The sequence below is a fragment of the Mycobacterium shunyiense genome (assembly GCF_058270075.1).
Genome location: NZ_JBZDPU010000020.1, coordinates 1 through 24,816 on the forward strand (window position 1 = coordinate 1; position 24,816 = coordinate 24,816).

Consider the following 24,816-nt stretch of genomic DNA (forward strand, 5'->3'; position numbering starts at 1 on the left):
GTCACTGGCAAAGATCTGCCCACCGTTGTGCGCCATCCGCTGAAACCCCACCCGCGGATCCCAACTGCCGGGGGGTTGGTATCCGAGATAGGTGATCGAGGCCGCCGACAGCTCCGGGGCCTCTTGTAGCGTCGAGCGCAACTGGTTGAACCCGCGCCGCATGATGGTGCCGAGCCGCTCGATCGTGGTCGTCATCCCCGGCACATACCAAGACACCGACTGCGCCGTATACGGATCGGCACCGAAACTGACAATCGCACGCCCCACCCCGCCGAAGGCATCCGGGTCCAACGCCAACAGGAACGGCCCGTCGATTCCATGGCGGACCGCATTACGCTCTGCGATACGCAAGGCGGCCTCGATGTCGTTCATCAGCTTGATGAACTTGTCCTGGGCTTCGGTGACCGCGATTCCGTTGTCACGCTGGGCGACTATCAGGTCGCGGCGGGATAGATTGCGCTCCAACATGATCGAGTTCGCTGCGTGCCGCGACATCGGCGGGATTCCCTCGGCGTTACCGACCTCATGCGGATAGGTTTTGATCAGCGCTTCCCGCTGGACATCCGATAGCCCGGCCCACCACTGCGCATTCGCCCGGGCACGATTCACCGCGTCGCCCACCGACACCCGGTGATCGGCCGGGCTCATGATGTCACTGACGTCACCAACCTTGATGCCCAACTTGCCCAACGCCTCGTTGGCGATCTCGCGTGGCGTACGGCTGTCGAGTACCGCATCGGTGGCAACCTGAACCTCGGACTGCCAGCGCGGATTCCACGGGCGCCTAGTCTGGCGGTCACCCTCGGTAGTGGTCTCGCCCTCGAGTCGCAACGGTCTACCGGCCGCCGGCTCCACCGTGCGTTCCCGGGTGCCGAAGTATCTCCCCGGCTGCGTGTCGACCGTGCGATGTCCGTCGGTGTCGATCCGCTCGGCCCGGCCAGCGGCGATCCGGCCGAAGTTGGCCAGCGATTCGCTCCGCACCCCGGCGCTACGGTCGGCGTACCGGTAGTAGGAATTGTGGGTGGCCCGGCTGCGCGCCCTGTCCATATCCGAGGAGAATTCGGCCGTGACGCGCTGGGCACCAAAGCTGTTCATGGCCGGATCGACACCAAGACCCCGGCCGAAAATGCGTCCGGCCGAACCGGGGTCACGGCCACCGAGCGCGGTGAACGGATCCCGCGACGAGGAGGCAACGAAGACATTCTCGCCGATACCGAAATCAGCTGCCGTATTCACCGGACCGGCGCCCGGTGAGCCGATCAGCGAAATGGTGCGAACATCGTTGGCCAGTCGCCCGTCTCGGCCCGCGTAGCTGGTCGCCGTGGTGCCGTAGGAGTGCGCGAAAACATGGTTTCCACTGAAATGGCTACCGTCGCCTGCCATGGTGTCGCGGGCGGCGTTGAAGGCGCGGATGTCGCTGTAGAGGATCGCTCCGCCCTCGCGGGCCAGCGTGTCACCGGCCGCCCGCCAGCTGCTCAGGCCACTCGGGGTGTCGTAGCCGATCCAGGCGATCGAGGCGGCGCTGATCTCCGGGTTCTCCCGCGTGGTGGACTGCAGGTGGTTGAGCGCATCACCCATGCAGGCGCCGAGCTGGTCGATCGTGATGCCCTGGCCCGGCACATGCCAGGACACCGAATCCGCCCGGTAGGGGTCTGCGCCGAAGCTGACCACCGCGCGGCCGTCCCCACCGAACGCAGTGTGATCGAACGACAGGAGCTGCGGACCGCCGAGATCGGACTGCTGGGCCAGTTGACCGGCCCGCGTCAGAGCCGCGTCGATGCTGTCGAGGCGGGCCAGCAATTTACGCTGACTGTGGCTGAGCCGATGCCCACCCTGCCGCAACGACTGCAGCTGGCTTCGGCTCTCGCCCAACGAGATCATGTTGGCGCGGTGCCGGGCCGATGCCGGGATGCCCTCGGCGTTGCCAATGTGCTGCGGGTAGGCCTCCATCAGCGCGAGTTGCTCGGCACCGGTCAGCTGCGCCCACCAAGCGGCGTTACTCCGTGCCCGGGCGTCGGCCGCCTCCATCATGCCGAGCGGATTGCGCAGTCCGTCGATCTGGACCGGCGGCTTGCGCCGCGCCAGAGCCGACTCGGCCACCATGCTCTGGGGAACCACATTTCGCCAGCGTTCGCCCGGAGCGAACTCGCCGGCGCCGGTGCCGCCCGGCGTCGGATCGCCCTGCGCGCCCTGCGGAGGACTGCCCTGCACGTCGCCGACGGCAGCGGCCGCGACCAACTGTTGCGGACGCCCCTGGAACGGGTCGACGGCTCGCCCCTGCGAATCGAGATAGCCTACGGCGGTGCGCAATACGGCGTCTTGCCCCCACCCGGGCGGCCACGGGGTACGACGACCGGTGGCCGGGTCTTCGAGGAAGAGCCGGCCATCGTCGTTGACCGCGAGGTAGGCGTGGCCGCCTTGGTCCGGGCCGCCAGACCACGCGGACACCAAGACCGCCGACGAACCTGGTGCCATCTGGCCGAGCACGCTGTTCACGTCGGCATAGGACGCGAATCGGGCTGCGGAACCGGTGGCCTCGAACAATTGGATTCCGGGTCTGCCCTGCGCCGATGCAAACGGCACAAGCCGGATCGGGCGGCCGTACCTGTCGGACAGAGCCTGCGCAACCCGATCCGCACAATCGTTTGACACATCGGTTCGGCCGTGTGCTGTCTCGATTCGATTGCCGGCTGTCGAAGCCTGTCCGTCCTGCTGCGAATTTGTCCGATTGGCCGCTGCGGTGGTCTCCCGGACCCGTGCGGCCGGCACCCCCGCCGCATCCGAGTTCACTGTCGACGGTGTCGATGCCGGTGCCGACTTGTCCGGCGTCGGCGGCACCGGCGATTTCGAGATCTCCTCGCGGGTGTCGGGAGTTGAGGTCTTCGCAACCGGAGCGGGTGGCTGCGTCTCGGCGCGCCCACCGACCGTCGGCGGGCCGGGGGTCTGCGACGCCGTAGCCGGGCCCGCCTGCGGGGCCGGAGCCGCGGGATCGGCCTGAACGGGCGTGTCCTGGGCCGTATCGCTGGTCTGGGCCGTATCGCTGGTCTGGGCCGTATCGCTGGTCTGGGTAACATCGGCCGTTACCGGGGACTCCGCAGTCTGCGCCACCGGCGTCGGGCCCGCCGCGGTGTGGTGTTCGTTCGAGAGCTGTGCGTTGTGGTTTGTCGCGGGGGGAGTTTCGGGTCCCGGCGGAGATTGATCCTGACCAGTGGCCGGCTCGGCGGTGTGACTGGTGTCGGTGGGGTCCGCGGTGTCGGTGTCACCGGCGCTGGGCGTGTCGTCATCGGCCCGCGACCGGTCGGCATCTGGCTCGGCAGATTCCTTCTCGGACGTGTGTTGGTCAGCCACCCGCTGTTCAGCGGTCGACTTGTCGGCCGAGCTCTGCTTGGTTGACGTTGGATCATGTTGTGCTACAGCATGTTTTGCTGGGCCACCGGCCGTATTGGACGGTGCTGCCCTGGGCGCGGCCGGCGCCGCCACGGTGCTGTCGGGCTTGTCGTTGGCAGGTTTCGTATCCCGATCGGCATCAGGTTGGGCCGCGATGTCCAGATCGGAGGGTCCATCGGGATCGAGGCCGGTCAGTTCGCCTGTCGGCGCCGGAGGTCCCGGCTCCGGCGAATTCGTCGTCGGGCTGTTCTGCTGCGACCCATGATTTCTGCCGAGCCCCCTCATACCGCCGAGGCTGGTGCTGGTCGAGCTGGCGAGGATCGACACCGTATCGAATTCACCGCCGACGGACAGCGTGCCGACCACGTTCCCCGACACCCCGGCGGTGAACATGGTCGTCGCGCCCTTGACCGCCGCCGTGACCCGGTTACGAGAAACTTCTCCCATCCCGTGCAGGAGCGGGACAGCGGTGATCCCACCGGCAGCACCACCGGCAGTCGAGGCAATCGCGGTTTGTTTGAACCGGTCCCAACGGAGAGCCGCATGCCCGTTGTTCGCCTGGATACCCTGAACGATCCCCTCTTGAAGCAAGCCCTGACCCAGTTCCTCGAACGCTTCCTGGATGCCTTCGTGCAGGAGTCGCTTCATCATCGTCCTGGTGAGCAGCTCGGCCATCTTCTCGCCGATCCGCCGGATCGCCCACGCCACGAGCGCGCGGATCCACGCCATGGTGGTTGTCTCGATGACGGGGATCGCCGCCGTCGAAGCCCCGAGCGTGGGGCTGGACATGGCCAGGCTGTAGGAAATCTCAGCAGCGGCGAGAGCGAGCCCGACGATGATCGAGAGCTTGCTGTATTCGATCTCGGAGCTGAAGTTGGTGGCGCCCTCACCCATTGCCGAGATGCCTTGGGCGAGTTTGTCCACCGTGTAGTCGCCGTCGAACAGCATGCCGAACTGCCGCTCCGCGGCCTCGGCGGTGTCGCCGGTCAAGACCGACATCGTCTCACCGCGTACCCGGCTCAGGTCCGGGATGAGCTCCTGCAGTGCTTCAGCCGCGGCTTGATAGTGCTCGCCGATCCGGCGCGTGCGCGTTTCGCTGCCTTGCGGCCACTCACCGCCCGCAAGATACGAAACCCACTGGAGCTCAGGTGGGAACGGAATATCCATAAGCGAATGGGTGTGGCAGCGGGCCTACGCAGCACGCCACCTCCAGTGACCGCTACGCCTGGTCGTTCAGTTCGAAGGAGTCCGCGGAACCCTTCAAACCGTCCGAGTAGTAGTCGAGCAGATCGGTCTTGACCACCACCGAACCGTCGACCCAATCCTTTTGTGCCAGATACCCCGCACTGCCTTTCGCGTACCCGTCACCCATCTTGTCGTCACCCCACGCGGCACCTTCGGCCATCAGATTCGATTGGAGGGTAGACAGCACGTTCTTCATCCTGACGCTCACATCGTTCAGGTTCCTCGAGGTCGCCCGCAGGTCAGAAGGTCCGACACCGAGCTCGTCAGCCATCGATTCAGCTCCTCACAGTGGGAAATGCGGATTCGTCGCGGTCGTCATCCTGGGGCTGACTCGCCTGGACGGCCGCATCGTCGTTGCCGAAGACGGATCTGGTCAGGTCGCGCAGGTCAGGTGCAGTGTCGGCGATGTCGGACAGTGACGGCATCATCCGGCGCCGTTCTTCGATCGGCATCATCAGGGCGGCCGAACGTTGTGCCACATGTTGCGCTGCGGCCTGCGCGGCCGCGGTGACGTGGCCACCGAGCTCTTCGAGCTCGTACTCCTCGAGATACGACTCGTCGATGACGGTTTCGATGACATGACCCCGGGCGTCGACCGTCACCTGGACCAGGCCGTCGGCCTCCTCGGCACTCGCGGTGAGCTGCGCCTGCTCGCGCTGTACTGCCGCAATATCCGCCATCTGCTCGGAGACCAAGGCCAGCACCTCGGTCATCTGATGCCGGAGGGCATCGTTACTCATTCCGGTCAGTGTTCCAGATTCACCCAGGCACTGCCACGTCGTTTGCCGAATTCGATTACGGCCGACCGTATTTGAGTGTTCGAACAATTAGGCTTGTGAAATTGCCATCCTCGCAATGCCACTCACAACGCAATTTGCCACCAGCGCGTAGATAACCGAGATCAACTCGACAGTCCGTGCCGATCGTCGATAGCTCCCATACCACGGGTCGTTCCATGCCTTCTTTGCCTCGGGCACGAAGTTGGTCACCGCTGCTGGGGCCCGCCGCGCAGCCGGGGAAACTTCTCCGCCACCGCCGCAGCCAATTCCAGATAGGCCTGCAGCGTGGCCGGATCCAGCAGGTCGAAGTCGACGTCGGCGCCCTCGGCCAGGTGCGGATCGAACGGGATCATGTGCACCGAGCGGCAGCGGGCCTCGAAGTGTTCGTAGACCTTGTCCAGCTTGAGCTTCGCCGACCCGGGCCGCGACGCACTGAGCACCACATGGGCTTCGCGGACCAGCGCCGAGTGTCCGTGCTGCATGAGCCAATCCAACGTTGCCGACGCACTGCGGGCCGCGTCGATGGCCGGCGAGCTGACCAGCACGATCGCATGCGCGAGATCGAGCACGCCCGCCATCGCCGAATGCATGATGCCGGTGCCGCAGTCGGTGAGGATGATGTTGTAGTAGCGACGCAGGATGCTGACGGTGCGGCGGTAGTCGGATTCGCCGAACACTTCCGACACGGCGGGCTCCTGCTCGCTGGCCAGCACTTCCAGGCGGCTGCCCGCCATCCGGGTGTGGCTGCGTACGTCGGCGTAGCGCTCGATGTTGGGATCCGACAGCAGGTCGCGCACCGTGGACTCGCTCGACACGTCCCGCACCCGTTCGGCCAGCGTTCCGCGGTCCGGGTTCGCATCCACCGCAATCACCCGGTCGTGGCGCATCATCGACAGAGCCGAGCCCAATCCCAGCGTGGTGGTGGTCTTTCCGACTCCACCCTTGATCGACAACACGGCGATCCGGAAGTCGCCGGCGATCGGCTGACGGATCTGGCCCAGCAGGTCGTCGCGCTCCCGATCTTTGCGCGATTCACCCGGGCTAACCCGTCCCGCACTGGCCAGATGCACCGCGCGGCGCCACCCGGAATGGGGCGCGGTGCGGGAACGGTTGAGGATCCCTGCGTCGTCGAGCGACGGCGGCACCGGTGAGTACTGCGGTGGCGGCACCGCGCCCGGCGGCTGTGCGACACCCGGCGGAAGCGGCGGCATGAAACCCGGCGGTGGCAGGAAGCCGGGCGGCGGCAACGGCAACGGCGGAAGGGGCGGCGGCGGTGGCACCGGCCGCACCGCCTCCGGCGGTAGGGCGTGCCGTGGCGGCAGTGGCGGAATCGGAATCAGCTCAGTCGGTTCGGCTGCCGGTGGTTCAGGCTCCGGCTCCGGCGCGACCTGCGGCGGCACCGGTTCCGGCTCGGGGCCGCGCGGCTCGTCGAGGTCGAACCGTTCCGCGAACTCCCGTGATCCGATCGAGCTGTGCATCTGCCACGGCGGCGGGGCGAGCCTACGGACCGGTGCAGCGGCCGGCGGAGGGGGTTCGGGAGCAGGCTCGGGTTCGGGAGCCGGAGCCGGCTTCGCAAAGGCATCGGTCACGTCGTCGGCTGGTGACGTGGCGGTGTGGATCTGCCGGGCCGATCGTTGCGCTGCAATCTGTTCCAGCAACGCGGCCGCCCGGGCCTCGACCTCGTCCAGTTCACCAGGAGCCAAATCGTCGAGCGATGTGGGCTCGCCGATCGGCCGATTCTCGTCCGGCATCTTTCCCCTAACTCACCTGGTCCGTCGCCGGGCAGCAGCTACCGCTACCGCCGCCACCATCAACGCAAGACACGCCGCGGTGACGGTGAAGACGATCCTGCGGGCCCGCACATTACCTGGATCAGGTTGCGGTGGCCCGCTGATCGGTGAAGAGGCCGTGACATCGCGACCGCCCGCTCCGGGTGGGAGCTGGTAGGTCAGTGCCGCGACCGGGTCCACGACTCCATAACCCGTGGCCTGGTTGGGTCCATTCCCGGGGGTCCGGGCGGTGCGTTCGATGAGATCCTTCACCTCGCCTGCGGTCAGGTTGGGATACCGCGACCGGATCAACGCCACCACACCCGATACGAACGGCGCCGCGAAGCTTGTGCCGTTCAGCGGGGCCAACCCCTGCTGGCCGAGCTGGGCATTGCTCAGTCCGGGCCCGCCCGGGTCCAGCGAGGTGACCCGCTCACCGGGGGCGGCCACCGCCACCCACGGCCCGTGCAGGCTGAAGTCGGCCGGGGTGGCCGATGTGGTGACTGCACCGACCGTCAGGACGTAGTCGGCGAACCAGGCCGGGCTGGCGATGGTGCTGACGCTGTTCCAGCCGTTGTCCAGCGGTTGGTTCGGATCGTTCATATTGTTCTGCGCGTTGCACATGCTCTGACTGTTGAAGTTGCCCGCGGCGGCCACCACCACGACATTGCGTTCGTGGGCGTAGCGCACCGCGCGCCCGAGTTCACGGTCGTCGAGGCCGGCCGAAACAGGTGCGCAGGCCACCTCCGACAGGTTGATCACCGTGGCACCGAGATCCACCGCCCGGGTGATCGCGAGCGCCAGGGTGTGCGTGTTGCCGTAGCCGATCGACGTCGCGTTGGGATCGTCGTTCTGGCTGCTGCTCGTGCCCGCGACGCTGTAGGCGCCACTGTTCTGGCGGATCGACAGGATCGAGGCCTCGGGGGCGACCCCGGCGAAGCTGTCACCGTCGGCGGGTGTCGCGGCGATGATCCCGGCGACCAGAGTGCCGTGCGCGTCGCAGTCGACCAGGCCGTCGCTGCTCGACACATAGTCGCCGCCGGGCTCGAGTGCGGGCAGCCGGGGATGCCGGTTGACGCCGGTGTCGATCACCGCCACCTTCTGCCCGGCACCGCGGGAAAAGCGCCAGGCCCTGCGGTATTCGAGCATCGCCTCGGCGCTGGTCTGTTTGGTGAAGTCGGTGCCGGGCAGCACGCCGGTGGGGATGCCGCAGATCGCCTTCAGTTCGGTGGGCTGCGCGGGTGCGACGGGCCCGCTCGGTGGCGGTCCGGGCTCGACGACGGGCCGCGTCACGGCACCCGCCGGAGGCGCCCCGAAGCCTGCCAGCGCCACTGTCAGGACGACGGTCACCACCGCCGCGCACCGCCGAGCACTCACCAGCCGCCCAGCCGTTCGTACAGTCCGAGCGGCCACAGCGCCAGCGGTATCACCGCCGCCACGGCAAGATACTCGAGATACACCGCGGCCGAGCGCAGCCTTCTGCTGTCACGGACAGCTCCGCAGCCCACGCCGCCGACCGCGACCACGGCGAGTACGACGACCCCGGTGAGCTGCAACGGCCATACCCCGGACTGGGCCTGCACGCAGGTGATCAGCACGAGGCCCAGCGCAGGCACCCCGAGCGCCACCCGTTCCGGCCAGGTGGCCGCCCGGCGGACGTGCAAAGCCAGCACCGACGCACAGATGAGCGCGAAAGCGAAGGCAGCCCAACCTGTCTCGTCCCGCATCAGCACGGTCGCAGCGAGCAGCGTCACCGTCGCCGCACCGGCCAACAGGCCCGAACGGGTCAGCACCGCCGCATGCACCCTGGCCCACACCTGTTCCGCGCTGGGCATCGGGGTACCCGAAGGGGCCGGTCCTGCCGACGTCGTGAACGGGTCGTCGGTTCGCGACGGTTCGCTCGACGCCACCGGGTACTGATCGAGTCGTGCGGTCAACGCAGGCACCGCCAGACACCCGAACACCGAAAAGACGGCGACGACCGTGGCCACCACTCCGACCGGCACCCCCAACGCGCGGACCGCGAACGCCACGGTGCCGAATCCCAGCACGACCGCAGCGGCCACGTACGACCAGTGACCCGCACCGATCACGCGGTGACAGATCGCAGTGAGCCCCAACAACACTGCGCAGGCACACGCCAGTCCGACGACGCCGTGCGGTGCCGCCACCACCCAGCCCGCAGCGGCGCCGACGGCGATCACCGAGGGACCGACCGCGGCGGCGATATCGGCCCGGCCCAGCATCCGGCGCGCGAGTGCGCCACCGGCGACCAGCGCCACGCTCATCAGCGCTGCCGCACCCAGGATCACCGGCCGGTGCGCCGACAATGTCGGGGCGAGTAGGAGCACCACCCATACCGCCGAGCACAGCCACAACCCGGCGAAGGCCATCGTCCCTGCCGCGGTGGCATTCCACGCCGCGTACGAGGCCCGGTTCAGTCGGGCCGCCGCATCCACCACATCGTCGTACAGGGTGGGCGGGGACAACGCCTGACGAGCCGAGAGTCGCAACAGCTCACCGTTTTTCACCCCGGCTTCGCGCAGGGTCCGGTCGGGTTCCAGCACACCGCTGCCGGCCCGGCCCGCGCGACTGAGCACCCAGAACGTCCGTCGCTCGTCCCGATCGGCCATGTCGTCACTGCGCTCGTCGTCCCGGGACTTGATCAACCGGGCCAGTTCCGGAAGGAACGCGGCCACCGGGACGTCGGCAGGCAGCGCGACATCGAGTTGGGTGCGCCCGCCGACCACAGACACCCGCATCGCCTCGGGTGCCGCGGACACCACGTGCACCGCGCGAAGCTCCTCGACGCCGGTCACAGGTCGGGCATCCGGGACAGTTGGACCACGCCGCTACGAGTGGTCCGCGAGACCAGCATGCCGCGACCGGGAGGCATGGCGCTGGCCTTGTGTCCGCCGAACAGCCCGCCCTCGTCTCTGCTTCCGCTCATCACCAAGCCGTTGCAGGACAGGTCTTTCAGACGTCCGACGATCGGGTCCATCATCGCCCGCCCGGCCCCGCCGCTGCGGCGGGTGACCACGACGCGCAGCCCGATGTCGCGGGCCTGCGGCAGGTATTCGACCAGCGGTCCGAGCGGATGGCTCAGCGAACCACCGGGGATCAGGTCGTAGTCGTCGATCATCACGAACAGGTCCGGGCCCGACCACCAGGACCGTTCCTTGAGTTGCTGCTGGGTGATGTCGTTGGGCGGCAGGCGATCTTTCAGGGCACCGGCCAGTGCCGTCATCAGATCGGTGCACGACTGCGGGGCCGTGGCGTAGCCGCCGAGGTATTCGTCGGGGACGACGCCCAGCATCGAACGACGGAAGTCGACCAGGATGATCTTGGCCTCCACCGGGCTGGCGTTCTCCATGACACCGGCGGCAATGTTGCGCAGCAGACCGGTCTTTCCGCATTCGGTGTCGGCGAAGGCCACCAGGTGTGGTTGCGAATCGAAATCCAGAACCACGGGGGCGAGCTCTTCCTCGTTGATGCCGATCGCGATCCGGGCCTTGCTGAGTTGGCCGGCATCGCGGGCCGCGCGTACGACGTCGTCGCGGTTCACGTCGTGCGGGAGCATCCGCACCTTCGGTGCCTCCCGGTCCTGGTAGTGGGCGCGCACCGCCTCGACGGCCCCGGCCACCCCGGCGGGCAGATCCTCCACCTCCGAACTGGAATCCAGCCGGGGCAACCCGATCAGGATGTGCAGGCGCTCGGAGTTGATACCGCGACCGGGCCGCCCGATCGGCACCAGTTCGGCAGAGCGGCGTGCCACTTCGCTGTCGATCGGGTCGCCCAGGCGGAGCTCGACGCGGGTACCGAGCATGTCCTTGACCGCCGGACGAATCTCCATCCACCGCGACGCGGTGATGGCCAGGTGCACGCCGTAGGACAGACCCTGGATGGCCAGGGACTGGATCACCGGATCGAGCAGCTCGAAGTCGCTCTTGATCGATGCCCAGCCGTCGATGACCAGCACCACGTCGCCGAATTTGTCCTGGCTCACCTCGCCTTTGGCCTTGCGCTGGCGGAAGTCGCGCATGGATTCGATGCCGAGTTCGCGGAACAGTTGCTCGCGGCTCCGCAGCACGCCGGCCACCTCGGCCACGGTGCGCCGGATGGCGTCGGCGTCCATCCGGCCCGCCACCCCGCCGACGTGCGGCAGCTTGGCCAGGCTGGTCAAGGTGCCGCCGCCGAAGTCCAGGCAGTAGAACTGCAACTGCTCAGGGGTGTGCGTGGCAGCCGCGGCCAGGATGAGTGTGCGCAGCGTGGTGGACTTGCCCGACTGCGGCCCACCGACCACGGCCACGTTGCCCTGGGCGCCGGACAGGTCGACCATGAGCACATCGCGACGCTGATCGTAAGGCCGGTCCACCACACCCATCGGCATCCACAAGCGGCCGTTGAGGTTCTGCGGTGCCGACCAATCCGATTCGGGCAGAAGTTCGTTCACCGCAGGACTGTCGTCGAGCGGCGGCAGCCACACCTCGTGGGCGGGTCTGCCGTGGCCGCGCAGCCGGCTGACCACCATGTCGAGCAACGTGGTCTTGGTCGGACCGGAACTGACCGGCTCTGCCTCCGGTAGCTCCGAAGGCACCGCCACCCTCGCCGGCACCGCGTCCTTCTTCACCGGTGTAGCGGTGAACAGCTTGGGCGCCAGCGCGCCCAACTGGGCCACCCGACCGGTGCGGGCCGATATCCGTGGCTTGACGTACTCTCCCGAGACGTAGCACGCGTTGAACCGGATCGGTTCGGAGGCATCGCATTTCAGGAATGCCGACCCGGGAACGCTGGGCAGGTGGTAGGCATCGGGCACACCGAGCACGCTGCGCGACTCGCCTGCCGAGAACGTCTTGAGACCGATCCGGTAGGACAGGTGCGAGTCCAGGCCGCGCAGCTTGCCCTCCTCCAGCCGCTGCGAGGCCAGCAGCAGGTGCATGTGAAGCGAGCGGCCCAGCCGGCCGATCATCACGAACAGCTCGGCGAAATCCGGCTTCTGGGACAGCAGTTCGGAGAATTCGTCGACGACGATGAACAGCGCGGGAAGCGGTTCGAGGTCGGCGCCCGCCGCGCGGGCCCGCTCGTATTCGGTGACGTTGGGGAAATTTCCGGCGGAGCGCAGCAGCTCCTGGCGGCGGTTCATCTCACCGGCCAGCGCGTCCCGCATGCGGTCCACCATGGTCAGCTCGTCTTCGAGGTTGGTGATGATCGCCGCGATGTGGGCGATCCCGTCCAGACCGAGGAACGTCGCGCCGCCCTTGAAGTCGACCAGCACCAGGTTGAGCTGCTCGGGTGAGTGCGACGTGATCATCGACAGCACCAGCGTGCGCAGGAATTCCGACTTGCCCGACCCGGTGGCTCCGATGCACAGCCCGTGCGGGCCCATGCCGCCCTCGGCGGCCTCCTTGATGTCGAGTTCGATGGGCTGCCCGTTGGGGGTGATACCGATCGGCACCCGCAGCCGCTCCCGCGGGGACCGCTGCCGCCAAATCTGTTCGGGCACGATGCCCGCGGCGTCCGGAATCTTCAGCAGTGCCATCAGTCCTGGGTCGACGGCCCTCGAATCGGCCTCCAGGCTGACGATGTGCGCGGCGTTCGCCGGCCGGTAGCGACCGATCCGCCGTGCCGTGGTCTCGGCCTCGGGAATGGTGATGGTATCCGGGGTCGCGAACCGTTCGACACCGACGGCGGTCCGCGCGGCCACGTCGTCACCCTCGACGACCAGTTGGAGGCTGCGCCGGGCAGACGCCCCGGCACGCAGGCCGTTCAGGTCGAGCAGCGTCACGCTGTCCAGCCCGGCATCGGTGATCAACTGCTCGTCGCCGGTGACGAATCCGTCGTCCAGCACGACGACCAGCTGCTTGAGCCCCTGAGTCGGCTGCGAGTTACGCGTGAAGCGACCGCGTTCGGCCAACTCCGAAGACAATGCCGTCTCCATCAGCTCGAGCGTGGGGAACAGCAACCGCATCGAACCCATGCCGTCGCGGGTCACCGCGTGCTGCGCGTGCGGCAGCCATTTGACCCAGCTCCAGTTCTCACCGTCCGGGTTGGCGGTCACGATCGCCACCTGCACGTGGTCAGGCCCGTGAAAGGTGCACAGTTCCAACACCATCGACCGCACCAGCTGCTGCGCGAGCCTGCGCTCGCCCTCGAAGGTGATGGTGGGGAACGCGCGCAGCGACACCGCGGTCGGCAGCGCGTGCACCACCGAATGGGTCTTGACGAACCGGCGCAGCGCCACCGTCGACACCGGTTCCAGGTCCTCGGGCGGACCGGTCTCGGGCGCCATCAACCGCGTCGCCAACCGGTGGGTCCCGATACCGACCCGGATGTGGCAGTAATCGGCATCGCTGGGCCGCCGCTCCCACATGCGCCGGGTACCGACCACATCGGTCAGCGCCCGCGGATCGGGATGGCTCCATTCCAGCGCCGTGCGTTGTTCGGCTCCGGTGGTATCGGCTTCCTCGCGAAGATTGGCGAGATAACTGAAGTAATCCTTGCGTTCCTCGTTGAGCTCGGCGGCGGCTTTGCCATTGCGGTTCCCGCCGCCCATGAACATGCCGACCATCGACATGATCATCATCATCGGGAAGAGCAGGAACATCGGGCTTCTGGCCATGTCGCGGCCACCGACCGTGACCATCAGCGCGATCATGCCGATCACCGCGACCAGCATCACGAACGGCATCAGCCGCATCATCAGGTTGCCCGGGATCGCGCGCGGCACCTCGGGCGGTGGCGCCAGGTTGACCTCGCCGCCGGGCATCCTCGGCGGTGCCACCCGAAGGCGGCGGACGAACCCCTGCGTACTCAACCTTCCCTCCCCGGAAGCTGCTGGAGCCGGATGCTGGGTATTGTTCGTGTCGAGCAATCCCATTGCGCAGGAGGCCGACTGGATTGTGACCCTACTTGAGCCAGACCTCGAAGCCGAACCGGAACTGAGCCGACTGACCCTGGTGGTCGGCGAACTGAACATCGACGTCGGGCTGCCTGCACACGTCAGCATCGCCCAATACATCCCCGATGTCATCGATATCGCGAATGAACAGATCACCGCGAATGAGGCGATCGTCGAGTTCGCCGCCGCTGACGGGCAGTGGACATTGGCCCCGCTCGGCGGTGAACCGATCGCCCCGCACCTGTCGCTCGGCGAAGCCGGGGTCTACGACGGCGACCTGTTGATGATCTGCGCGGCGGGCCAGCCGGTCAGCCCGCTGCTGTTCGACGACGTCGACGACACCCAGAGCCCAGGGGCCGGCGCCGTGCGGAGCTGGTTCACGGACAACGCCACCGTGTTGGCCGGCTTCGGTGTCACCGCGGCCGCCGCCGTCACGCTGGCGGGCGTGCTGGCCCATTGGGCCGCCCAACCCGCGGTGCCCGCGGCGGTGCTCGCCCTCGGCGTGATGGGGGTGCTGCTGGCCTGCCTGGTGGCGCACCGGCCGGCCGCCACCGGCACGTCGGCCTGGATCGCCGCGGTGTCGGCGCCGCTGGTCTTCGCCGGCTCGCTGTACCTGGTGCCCGACGGATCCGGCGCCACCTCGCTGCCGATGTCGTTCGCCCTGACCGCGTTCGGCGCACTGCTCGTGCTCCTGGTCTCGGGAAGCGGATCCGCCGTTTACACCGCGATCATCGCGGCGTGCACTTTCGGTGGCGTCAGTTCCACGGCAATGTTGCTGTGGCAGCCGCCCATCCGGACGGTGGGGGCTTTGCTCGCGACCGCGGCCGTTATCGTCGTCTACCTCGCTCCGCGGGTGACGATCGGGCTGTCGAAACTGCCGATCCCCCGGGTACCGACGGCAGGCGAGCCGCTCGATGACATCGAGACCCAGGGCGGCACAACTGTCGAAGGCGTCAACGCCATCGGCAAACAGATCATCCCGACCGAGGAAGATCTGATCAGCCGGGTTCGGCGGGCCAATCAGCACCTCACCGGCATTCTCGTCGCTGCCGCCCTCGCGGCCCTGGTCGGCTGTTATCTGGCGGTGGACGTCAGCAACGGGTTCTACTGGCAGGGCACCGTTTTCGCCATGATGGTGGCGACCGTGCTGTGTCTGCGCGGCCGTGGCCACCATGACCTGGTGCAGTCGGCGACACTCATCGGCAGCGGGCTGACCATCGCCGTCGCCGTGGTGCTCAAGACCGCGGTGAACGTCGAGGGCTGGGAGGCCCGCGCCGTGGTCGTGCTGCTCGCCCTGATGGTGCTGATCCTGGCGTGCGGGCTGGTCGCACCGCTGCGCGAGTTCTCCCCGGTGATGCGGCGTCAGGTCGAGATACTCGAATACATCGCCGTGGGATCGCTTTTCCCGCTGTGCTTCTGGATCATCCGCGTCTACGCGTTCTTCCGCGAGATGAGTCTCTGACGCTGGATCAGCGGCTCGCCGCTAGCCCGTCGACACCTTGCTGCTGTCCGGGTCGGCGGCCATGCCGTCATGGGCGACCAGGGCCGCCTCCTGGGACAGCTCCGGCCCGGCCGGCAACAACGACAACACCGGCCACGGCGCCCACTGCGGTGCGTTGGCCGGACCGTCGGGAATCTTGACGCCGCTGACCCCGAGCACCTCGGCGGTCGGCAAATCCTTGATGTGGTAGCGCACTCCGGTATCCGAGACGTAGAACAGCTGCCCCGTCGAGCGGCTGTCCGGATCGCTGCCGGTGGCCTGCACATACTCGCCGGCACCCGGGGTCAGGTACACCGAGTCCGCCCCGGGCCCGCTGCCGTCGGCACTGGCCAGCCGAACCATCTGCGCGCCTTCGGCGGTGGGCAGCCGGTGACCGACCAGCAGCCGCACATTCGCACCGGCGTCGGTGTTGGACCGCTGCCAGCCCATACACACCACCCGGTCCGGATTCGGCGGCACGATCCGGGGCGACACCAGTGGGTAGTGGTCGATCGCCAACTTGTGCACGGTCGGCACCTCGGCCAGCGTCGCGGGCGCGATGTCGGCGATCTGTCCGGTGGCCACCTCGCCGGCCGCGCTGTAGCGGATGATGTCGGCGGTGGCCTGCGAGACGGGTTGCAGACCTTCGCGCAACACGACGTAGAGCTGTTCACCGCGGGAGTCGACGGATTTGACGATGGCGCCGACCGGATGTTCCGGCCCCAACGGACCGGGCTCCCCCGACCCCTGGATCTGCACCGGGGTGATCGGGTCGACCAGCGGGAAGGTGTTGAGCAGCGCCAACGACATCGGCCGGGTGGCCGCACCCTGCAGGTGAAGTCCGTTGACCAGAACCGGATCCGACACATCGATCGGGGCGCGCACGCCGCGGTAGACCAGGTACGTCGTCCCACCGGTCTCGGTGAGGACGGCCTCGGCGGAATCGACCGGCCGGATACCGCCGTCGAGCACCGGATCGTTGGCCAGCACCGTGGTCTGCAGGCTGGGCGTGCCGGTGGTTTCGGTGACGGCCGGCATCAGCAGGTTGTCGCAGACCGTCCACGAAGACAGCGCCAAGTCGTCGCCGCGGTTGATACTGGCCGGTGCACCGACGATGCCGACCATGGGTCCGCGCGGTACGACGTCGAGGAACTTGTCGTCGACCTGCTTGGGGCTGTCGTTCTTGCCGACGATCAGCCGGGCCGACGCCAGGTTCAGCACGGGGTGGATCTGGTCCCCGATCCGGACGAACGGCGCACCGCTGGACTTGCTCAGCACGATCTGCGCGTCACCGATGTTGGGCGCGGGCTTGAAGAACGCCATCACAGCCGAGGCGCCCGTGATCAGGACGGCGATCACCGCCCCCACGATCAGTGCCCGCATCTGGCCGCGCATCGGATCGTGGATCATCCGCGAATCGCCCCGGATGAGCGCGTGCTCAAGGCGGCGGATCAGGAAACGGTAGCCGTTCACCTGTGCGCGAGTGGTAACTTGCGCTGGCATGCGTAGTGTTTAGCACGTCCGCACCACCTCGAGATGAAGTCCGAGCGCCTATCCGAAAAGCGATGCGTCCATTGACTTTCGCAGCAAAGCTCGTCACCGCCGGTGATACCGGCCCGCAGCGGCTCTTCCCCCTGGTCGACCTGATCGTCCTGCAAATTGTCGTCGTCGTCGGCATCGTCGGCGCCCAGCTACTGGACCGGCCCGGCTGGCAGGGTGCGGTGGCGGGTCTGGTGCTGGCGTTGCTGCTGGTTGCTCCGGTCGTCCGGGGCACGACGGCACCGCGGGCGCTGGCGCTGCGCGGGAGGTTTCTGCGTAATCGACGGCGGCGCACCGGCAAGTCCGCGCCGGCTTCCCTGCCGACCGAGCCGTTCGACGTTCCGACACCCGACGGACTCCAGATCGGATTCCGTTGGAACGGTTCGACTTTGCTGTCGTTGCTCAAGATCGACGAAAACCCCAGGGCTCTGACGGTTTTAGAGCCGGGGGTCACCGTTTCCGGCGAGATGGTTCCGGTGCAGGCCCTGCTGGACTGCCTGCGCCAGTTCGACATCACGCTCGAGTCCATCGACATCATCAGCCAGGGCGCCCGCTCGGCCGGTCACACCGACGTCGCCGCGGTCTACGACTCCGTGCTGGGCCCGCTGCCCGCGATCGCCCAGCGCACCGTGTGGATTGCCGTGCGGTTCAACCCGTCGCGCTGCGCCGAGGCGGTCCGGCGCCGTGGCGGCGACCGCGACGGCATCCTGCGCGCCGCCACCACCGCGACCCGGCGCGTCGCCAATCGGCTGGCCGAGGCGGGCCTGCAGCCCCAGTTCCTGTCGGCGAGCGGCATCGCGGCGGCCACCAATCAGCTCAGCGACGGCGTCAACCTCGGCTCCGTCGAGGAGACCTGGGAGGACTGCCGGGAAGGCCACTTCCGGCTGTCCAGCTTCGCCGTGCAGCCGAACATGCTGACCACGGCCGGACTCGGGCTGTTGTGGACGGTGCCCAGCTACTCCACCACGGTGTGTCTGTCGCTGCGTGAGGCCCCCGATCACGGCACCGACGACGATCTGGTCCAGGTCCGTGGACTCGTCCGCTTCGACAGCGACGTGCGCGTCCCCACCCAGTTGCGCGGGCTCATCCCGCTGCACGGTCAGCAGTTTTCCGCGCTCGCGGCGACGCTTCCGATCCCGGAGGTTCCCGGCGCCCGCCACATCGAGCACTGGGCGTCCGGCCTCCGCGGCGACGCGCTGAGTGATCTGGCCCTGCCCGCTTCGGGCTGTGGTCAGGTGATCGGCGCCGACCAGGAGGGCCGCGCGGTGGCGCTGCCGGTGTTCGGGCCGCAGATCCGCCGGGTCGACATCGTCGGCACCCTGCATCTGGCCCAGCAGGTGGTGCTGCGCTCGCTGGCCCTGGGTGCCCGGGTTCTGGTGCACAGCCGGCGGCCCGCCTTCTGGCGCTACATGGTCGAGGTCGTCGGACGCCATGATCTGCTGTGGGTTGCCGACTTCAACCGGCGCGCCATCCAGGCCGGTGCGGAGCGCAACTACACCGTCGAGATGTTCGACGGTGTACCAGAGCAATCGGTCCGGATCGGGGTGACGACCATGGTGCTCGCCCCGCCGAATACCCGGCCGTCCGATCAGGCCGACGTGGTCCTCGACCTGATCTCGCTCGAACACGACACGGTCAAGGTGAGCACCCAGGCCGGCTCGGCGGTGGTCACGATGGTCGCCACCGATGACGAGATGCGTTACCTGAGAGCATCCGCGAACAGCATCGACTGATGTGAAGGAGTGATCGTGGTCAATTCACCGAGCCGCAACCTGTCGATCGCGGTGGTGGTGCTGGGTCTTGCCGGCTACTGCGTGAGTTTCGGGCCGGCGGCCGACGGCGGAGGCAACGACTGGCACGTCAGGTTCGCGGTACTGGCCGGCCTGGCGGCCGCAATCGGCTTGCTGCCCAAGCAGACTGCCATCCCATGGCTCACCGCCATCCTGGCCGCGGCGGGTTTTCTCGATGCCTTGTCGAACGTCCTGACCTCCTCGGGGTGGGTGCTGACCACGATCGCGGTACTCAACGGATTGCAGACCGTGGCGGCCGTCGCAGTGCTGTGGCTGGCACCGGAGACGCCGACGGCCACTGCGGCCGGTGGGTACGAGGCCTACCTCGACTACTACAACCAGGCGGTCCAGCAGTACTACCAGCAGGGCGCGGTGGCACAACCGGATGCGTCGCAGCGCAGCGGTTATGGCCAGGCTTATGCCCAGTCTCAAGCCACCCAGCAAGCACCCCAGTACGGCGATTACGCCGATCTGCTGTCACCGCAACAGGATTACGGCCGGACCGCTGCCGCAGCACCCGCCCAGTCCGGCGGCGCGGTGGCCCCACCGGGACGCGCGGGTGCCGGTCCGGCCACTAACCGCGCGGCCGAGTCAGCCGATGGAGCAGCCATGCCGCAGGCACCGTGGCCACCAACGTCACGATGAACAACACGGTGGCCGAACCGGTGTAGACGTTCCAGCCCAGCACGAACGCCATCACCAGGTCCATGGCGACCACGTGCAGCAGGAAGACCTCGTAGGAGATCTCGCCCAGCCACACCATCGGCCTGCTGCCCATCAGCCGCGCGTAGAGGCCGTCCCCATTCAGCGCCAGCGGAGCCACCACGAGGGCCGCGATGATCGCGTAGAACATCGTCTTGGCCAGGTCCTCGGTCAGGTCGAGGGATACCGCGGTGGTGATCCCGGCGATCGGGGTCGAGACCACCAGATAGCAGGCCAGCGCCAGGGGCAGCGCCGCCATCGCATAGCAGCGCACGCCCATCGCGCTCAGCACGGCGAGCATCATCCCGCCGACGAACCACACCAGATAGTGCGGCAGCCAGGCCCCACCGCCGACCGGCATCCATTCGGTGTTGTGCAGCAGCACCAGCCACAGCGGGCTGATCGCGGCCAGGGCAGTCAGCCCGGCGAGCAGCAGTGCGGGTCGAAAACGTCTGCGACACAACACCACCAACAGCAGGTAGGCCATTAGCGGCAGCACCGCGTAGAACGCGACCTCCACCGCCAGGCTCCACATCTGGCTCAACCCCTGGTGCAGGTAGTCCGTGAAGTAGTTGTCGCTGTAGATCTGGGTCAGCGTCAGGTTGCGGAGCAAGCCCGCCCACGTGTGCCCGGGATTCGGCTGTACGGGCCGCAGTTCGTAGACGCCGTAGACGATGAGGACCGTGACGACATAGGCGGGCATGATGCGGCGGAACCGATTTCGCGCGTAGCGCAGGGTGCTCGGCGCGTCGGCCCCCGAGGCAGCCGCCTGCACCCAGGGCCGGAACAGCAACAGACCCGAGAGCACGAAGAAGATCGCCACCCCCACCTCAAGGCGGGCGCTCATCAGGCCCAGGTACCCCTGGGACAGCAGGCCGGTGCCGTACGCCGCGTGGGTTCCCATCACCGTCAGCGCGGCCACCGCGCGCACTCCGGTCAGCGACGCGATGCGATCGGCGTGCGAGACCTGCTCGAGCCCGCCCTGGTCGTCCTCAACCGGTGAGGTCATTTGGCCATTCTGCTGCGCGCGCGGCCGTTCGCGTTGTTGCATCGCGGTGTGGGTGAAGAGGTCAAGAACACCGAGTTCAGCCGCGCGCACCGGCAGGAGTACCGGCGCAAGGTGCAGCTGTGCCTCGACGTGTTCGAAACCATGCTGGCCCGGTCGAGTTTCGAGTTCGAGCGCCCGCTCACCGGCATGGAGATCGAGTGCAACCTCGTCGACAACGAATACCAACCCGCGATGACCAACCAAGAGGTGCTGGCTTCCATCGCCGATCCGGCCTATCAGACCGAATTGGGCGCCTACAACATCGAATTCAACGTCCCGCCACGACCGCTACCCGGCCGGGCCGCGCTGGAGCTGGAGGACGAGGTGCGGCGCAGCCTCAATGCCGCCGAGGTCAAGGCCAGCGAGGACGGCGCGCACATCGTGATGGTGGGCATCCTTCCGACGCTGATGCCCGAGCATCTGTCGGACGGTTGGATGAGCCAGTCGACGCGGTATCAGGCGCTCAATGACTCGATCTTCACCGCTCGCGGCGAGGACATGCCCATCGACATCTCCGGTTCGGAACGGCTGAGCCTGCAGTCGGCGTCCATCGCGCCCGAATCCGCGTGCACCAGCATGCAGCTGCACCTGCAGGTCTCCCCCGCCGATTTCGCCCGGAACTGGAACGCCGCTCAGGTGCTGGCCGGACCTCAGCTGGCGGTCGGCGCCAACTCGCCGTACTTCTTCGGCCATCAGCTGTGGGCCGAGACCCGCATCGAGCTGTTCACGCAGTCCACCGACACCCGTCCCGATGAGCTCAAGGCTCAGGGGGTGCGCCCACGGGTCTGGTTCGGCGAGCGCTGGATCACCTCGATCTTCGATCTGTTCGAGGAGAACGTGCGGTACTTCCCGTCGTTGCTGCCAGAGCTGACCGACGAGGACCCGGCCGCCGAGCTCGCGGCGGGCCGGGCACCTCAGCTCGCCGAGCTGCGGCTGCACAACGGGACCATCTACCGGTGGAACCGCCCGGTGTACGACGTGGTGGACGGCGTTCCTCATCTGCGCGTGGAGAACCGCGTGCTGCCTGCCGGCCCGACCGTTGTGGACATGCTCGCCAACGCGGCGTTCTACTACGGCCTGCTGCGGACGCTGTCCGAAGAGGACCGGCCCCTCTGGACCAAGATGAGCTTCGCCGCGGCCCACCACAACTTCGTCGAGGGCGCCCAACACGGCCTGGACGCCCGGCTGTACTGGCCCGGTCTGGGCGAGGTGACGCCCGATGAGTTGGTGCTGCGCAGGCTGCTCCCGATGGCGCACGACGGGCTGCGCCGCTGGGGTGTGGCAGGTGAAGTGTGCGACCGGTATCTGGGGGTCATCGAGGGTCGCGCCAAGACCGGGCAGACCGGATCGACCTGGCAGGTCGCGACGGTGAAGAAACTGCAATCACAAGGGTTGACCAGGCCCAAAGCGCTGGCCGAAATGTTGCGGGAGTATGTCCAGCGGATGCACAGTAATGAGCCCGTCCATACCTGGGATTGAGGCGCGTACGTTGGAGCCATGACATCTGGACAGGTCTTGGACTGGGATGGCGCGTACAAGGGGGAAGCAGGTTTCGAGGGCCCGCCACCGTGGAATATCGGTGAGCCGCAGCCCGAGCTTGCAGCGCTGCACCGGGCCGGGAAGTTCGAAAGCGATGTGCTCGACGCCGGCTGCGGACATGCCGAGTTGTCGCTCGCGCTGGCCTCGGACGGCTACACCGTCGTAGGCCTGGATCTGAGCCCGACGGCGATCGCCGCGGCCAACAATGCCGCACAGGTGCGCGGGCTGTCGACGGCGAGCTTCGCCCAAGCCGACATCACCTCGTTCACGGGTTACGACGGCCGGTTCAACACCGTGATCGACTCGACCCTGTTCCACTCCCTGCCGGTCGAAGGTCGCGACGGATACCTGAAATCCATCCACCGGGCCTCGGCACCGGGTGCCCACTACTACGTGCTGGTGTTTGCCAAGGGCGCGTTCCCCGCCGAGTTGGAGACCAAGCCCAACGAGGTCGACGAAGACGAGCTGCGGGCGGCAGTGTCCAAGTATTGGGAGGTCGACGACATCCGGCCGGCGTTCATCCACGCGAATGCCGCTGGATTGCCGGTGGACGCCCCCGTCGAACTGCCGCAGCACGCGCTCGACGACAAGGGCCGCATCAAGTTCCCGGCGTTCCTGCTGACCGCGCACAAGGCCTGACCCACCGTTCCCGCCTGAACGAAGCAAATCTTCAGAACGTCGGATACGCGTCGGCTGCCTGCGAGGTGCACGTAGAGTGCCTCGAATATCGCCCCGCAACAGTCGGCGTGGAAGGTTTACTTATGGATGTTTGGCGCAAGTCGGTTCTGTGTGTCGTTGTTGTCGCAACTGTGTCCATCGTCGACCCAGCGGTAGCCACTGCGGACGAGTACATCGACTTTGGGACCAACCAAGCGGCCTGCAAGAGTGCGGCCAAACAGGCGAATGCCAGCGGCAACCGTGGTTCATATTGCTACGAAACTGGGCCTGGTCACTACACGCTCTACTTCGCGAGCTGACGGTCGCCCAGCGAGGCGCGCTGACCCACGATTTCGTTGTCAGACAGACGAACTGGGCCTCGCATGGCAGGCCGAGTTCACCCACCCGCTTAGAACGGTGGGTCCTCCGGGGCCGGCGGCGGTGGGGGCGGCGGCTCCCAGTCCGGGGGTAGTTCCTCGGGTTCGAATGGGTCGTTGATCCAGGTGCAGTACGGACTGGTGCTGGGCTCATCGCCTTTGAAGAATTTCAGGGTGGCCCGCATGCGGTTGCGGTTGCGCCGCCGATCCAATTCCTGTCGGCGGGCCGCTTGGGTGCGGCGGTAGGCCTTGTTGACCGGGCGGAGCCGCCGGTTCTTGGCGCGGGTCTGTTCGATACGCGCCGCGCGGGTGAGGGTCCGGGGCCGCTGCGGGCTGGGTTGGCCGCACGGCGCGGGGCTGAAGCTGTTGAACAGATCCGATCCGCCCGGCGTGGTGCGATACGTCTTGCCGCTCGGCGACGTCCACACCACGGTGCCGTCCGGGTACTGCTCATCGTTCCACCCGCCAAAAGTCTTGAGCCGGTGATGAAAACGGCACAGGCATTTCAAGTTGTTGACAAGTTGTTAATCTACCTACTCTCCGACGCACCTGAAGTTGCTTCGGTGACTCCCAGTTGAGGCCGGATTGTTTTCCGGGACACCCCGCAACCGCGCGGCTTCTCGGACGACGGCCACAGACGGTGGTCACCTGGATGCAGGGCTTGGTATCGGAAGGAGGCCAGCACGGAGCGCTCCAGCACCGTCGAAGGCGCGCCCGGTGACGCGGTACTGGAAGCGCCGCAGCTGTGGGTCGACGGAGGACAGATCCATCTTGGAGAGTGACCGTGCGGGTACAGCCGTCGATGTGAGCAGACTTTACCAACGGGAACCGTCGCTGTACCTCGGCTGCGTCGGCAACCACGTCCCAGACCTCGCTACTGCCGTTAGCGGAGTGGGCTGCCAGCGCGGGGGCGACCAACCTGCTGACCGGCCTGTCCACAGCGTCGCAGATCCCCGATGACGTGCGCGCCGACCTCGACTCTGTGGTGTTCTACGGCGGCCGCAGCGGATGGACCGGCCATGACGAGAGGTCCCAAGCGCAGCGCTATCTGAGCCCCCACGTCCGAGCCGGGCGACTCACCCCAGACCAAGCAGCTGGCTACGCACTGTCATCTCCGTCCGTGTCCGACCGCGGAGCCAAACGACTGCGCGACCTTCTCAGCAGCCACCGCAGCCGTTAGCCCAGTCGAGCGTTAGAGGAGCCCTCATGAATCCGGTAGACCCTCGAACAGAGGAAGACCTGCAGCGTCTCGCCCAGAACGGACTGCTGGAGGCAAGCCACTGGCTGGATCTCAAAAGGGAGCTGGGTTCGGGCAACGCGGCCAATAAGGATCTGGCCAAAGACATCGCCGCCTTCGCCCTAGACGGCGGAACGATCTTCATCGGCGTCGATGAAGACACTTCCCCGCCTAGCCTGTGGCCGGTTCCGCTCGAAGGCCTCGCTGAGCGCATCGAGCAGGTAGCGCGGATGAGGATCGACGAGGCGGTACAGATTCGCACCACCATCATCAATTCGTCAAGCGACGCCGACCACGGGTACCTAATGGGAATCGAGCAGCGAGCCTTCTGAGGGTGATGGCCCGTCCGGGGGACGCTGGTCACTGAGC

15 protein-coding genes and 1 pseudogene are annotated in these 24,816 nt (G+C 67.3%); 6 read left to right on the top strand and 10 right to left on the bottom strand.

Going from position 1 to position 24,816, the window contains the following annotated elements; genetic code table 11:
- The 7 genes and pseudogenes from AC4ELH_RS23820 to eccCa form a co-directional block, all read right to left on the bottom strand.
- Positions 1-4,554: WXG100-like domain-containing protein (locus AC4ELH_RS23820; protein ID WP_498887071.1), on the bottom strand; the 4,554-nt coding region annotated here is incomplete at its 3' end.
- A gap of 52 nt (positions 4,555-4,606) precedes the next feature.
- Positions 4,607-4,903: a hypothetical protein gene (locus AC4ELH_RS23825; protein WP_448446385.1), complete on the bottom strand. Its 297-nt coding sequence runs from the start codon at positions 4,901-4,903 to the stop codon at positions 4,607-4,609.
- A gap of 4 nt (positions 4,904-4,907) precedes the next feature.
- Positions 4,908-5,372, bottom strand: a complete 465-nt coding sequence (locus tag AC4ELH_RS23830; RefSeq protein ID WP_064959860.1) for a YbaB/EbfC family nucleoid-associated protein — start codon at positions 5,370-5,372, stop codon at positions 4,908-4,910.
- Between the two features lie 245 nt (positions 5,373-5,617).
- A pseudogene (locus AC4ELH_RS23835) lies at positions 5,618-7,012 on the bottom strand (MinD/ParA family ATP-binding protein); the annotation flags it as partial.
- A 162-nt stretch (positions 7,013-7,174) separates the two neighbouring features.
- Positions 7,175-8,557 (bottom strand): type VII secretion-associated serine protease mycosin, encoded by a 1,383-nt coding sequence (mycP, locus tag AC4ELH_RS23840; RefSeq protein ID WP_498887074.1) that lies wholly within the window; start codon positions 8,555-8,557, stop codon positions 7,175-7,177.
- Positions 8,554-9,999: a type VII secretion integral membrane protein EccD gene (gene eccD / locus AC4ELH_RS23845; protein ID WP_498887076.1), complete on the bottom strand. Its 1,446-nt coding sequence runs from the start codon at positions 9,997-9,999 to the stop codon at positions 8,554-8,556. The genes mycP and eccD (AC4ELH_RS23845) overlap by 4 nt, the downstream gene beginning before the upstream one ends.
- Entirely contained in the window at positions 9,996-13,994 is a 3,999-nt protein-coding gene (gene eccCa, locus AC4ELH_RS23850) for a type VII secretion protein EccCa (RefSeq protein WP_498887078.1), read from the bottom strand. Before eccCa ends, eccD (AC4ELH_RS23845) begins: the two co-directional genes overlap by 4 nt.
- Before the next feature lie 46 nt (positions 13,995-14,040).
- On the opposite strand from eccCa, the gene eccD (AC4ELH_RS23855) reads away from it, so the two are divergent.
- Positions 14,041-15,540 carry a type VII secretion integral membrane protein EccD gene (gene eccD / locus AC4ELH_RS23855; protein WP_498887080.1) on the top strand — a complete coding sequence of 500 codons (1,500 nt, stop codon included), beginning with the start codon at positions 14,041-14,043 and terminating at the stop codon, positions 15,538-15,540.
- Positions 15,541-15,561: 21 nt separating this feature from the next.
- Here the strand turns inward: eccD (AC4ELH_RS23855) and eccB are convergent, their stop codons facing one another.
- Complete coding sequence (gene eccB, locus AC4ELH_RS23860; protein WP_498887082.1) at positions 15,562-17,061, bottom strand: type VII secretion protein EccB; 1,500 nt, start codon at positions 17,059-17,061, stop codon at positions 15,562-15,564.
- Positions 17,062-17,123: 62 nt separating this feature from the next.
- On the opposite strand from eccB, the gene eccE reads away from it, so the two are divergent.
- Together eccE and AC4ELH_RS23870 are read left to right on the top strand one after the other, a co-directional pair.
- The gene (gene eccE, locus AC4ELH_RS23865; RefSeq protein WP_498887084.1) at positions 17,124-18,830 is read left to right on the top strand and encodes a type VII secretion protein EccE; all 1,707 of its coding nucleotides are present in this window, start codon (positions 17,124-17,126) and stop codon (positions 18,828-18,830) included.
- A gap of 15 nt (positions 18,831-18,845) precedes the next feature.
- On the top strand, positions 18,846-19,532 hold the full coding sequence (locus tag AC4ELH_RS23870) for a DUF5336 domain-containing protein (protein WP_211156367.1): 687 nt from the start codon (positions 18,846-18,848) through the stop codon (positions 19,530-19,532).
- Here the strand turns inward: AC4ELH_RS23870 and AC4ELH_RS23875 are convergent.
- The gene (locus AC4ELH_RS23875; protein ID WP_211156368.1) at positions 19,462-20,598 is read right to left on the bottom strand and encodes an acyltransferase family protein; all 1,137 of its coding nucleotides are present in this window, start codon (positions 20,596-20,598) and stop codon (positions 19,462-19,464) included. The genes AC4ELH_RS23870 and AC4ELH_RS23875 overlap by 71 nt on opposite strands.
- Before the next feature lie 48 nt (positions 20,599-20,646).
- Between AC4ELH_RS23875 and AC4ELH_RS23880 the strand changes: the two genes are divergently transcribed.
- A complete protein-coding gene (locus tag AC4ELH_RS23880) occupies positions 20,647-22,116 on the top strand; it encodes a glutamate-cysteine ligase family protein (RefSeq protein WP_498887092.1) in 1,470 nt (489 codons plus the stop codon).
- Between the two features lie 18 nt (positions 22,117-22,134).
- Positions 22,135-22,815, top strand: coding sequence for a class I SAM-dependent methyltransferase (locus tag AC4ELH_RS23885; protein WP_498887087.1), 681 nt, complete (start codon positions 22,135-22,137; stop codon positions 22,813-22,815).
- A gap of 427 nt (positions 22,816-23,242) precedes the next feature.
- On the opposite strand, the gene AC4ELH_RS23890 is transcribed toward AC4ELH_RS23885, so the two are convergent.
- Positions 23,243-23,719 carry a hypothetical protein gene (locus tag AC4ELH_RS23890; RefSeq protein ID WP_498887088.1) on the bottom strand — a complete coding sequence of 159 codons (477 nt, stop codon included), beginning with the start codon at positions 23,717-23,719 and terminating at the stop codon, positions 23,243-23,245.
- Positions 23,720-24,416: 697 nt separating this feature from the next.
- On the opposite strand from AC4ELH_RS23890, the gene AC4ELH_RS23895 reads away from it, so the two are divergent.
- Positions 24,417-24,779 carry an AlbA family DNA-binding domain-containing protein gene (locus AC4ELH_RS23895; RefSeq protein WP_498887090.1) on the top strand — a complete coding sequence of 121 codons (363 nt, stop codon included), beginning with the start codon at positions 24,417-24,419 and terminating at the stop codon, positions 24,777-24,779.
- Positions 24,780-24,816 lie beyond the last annotated feature (37 nt).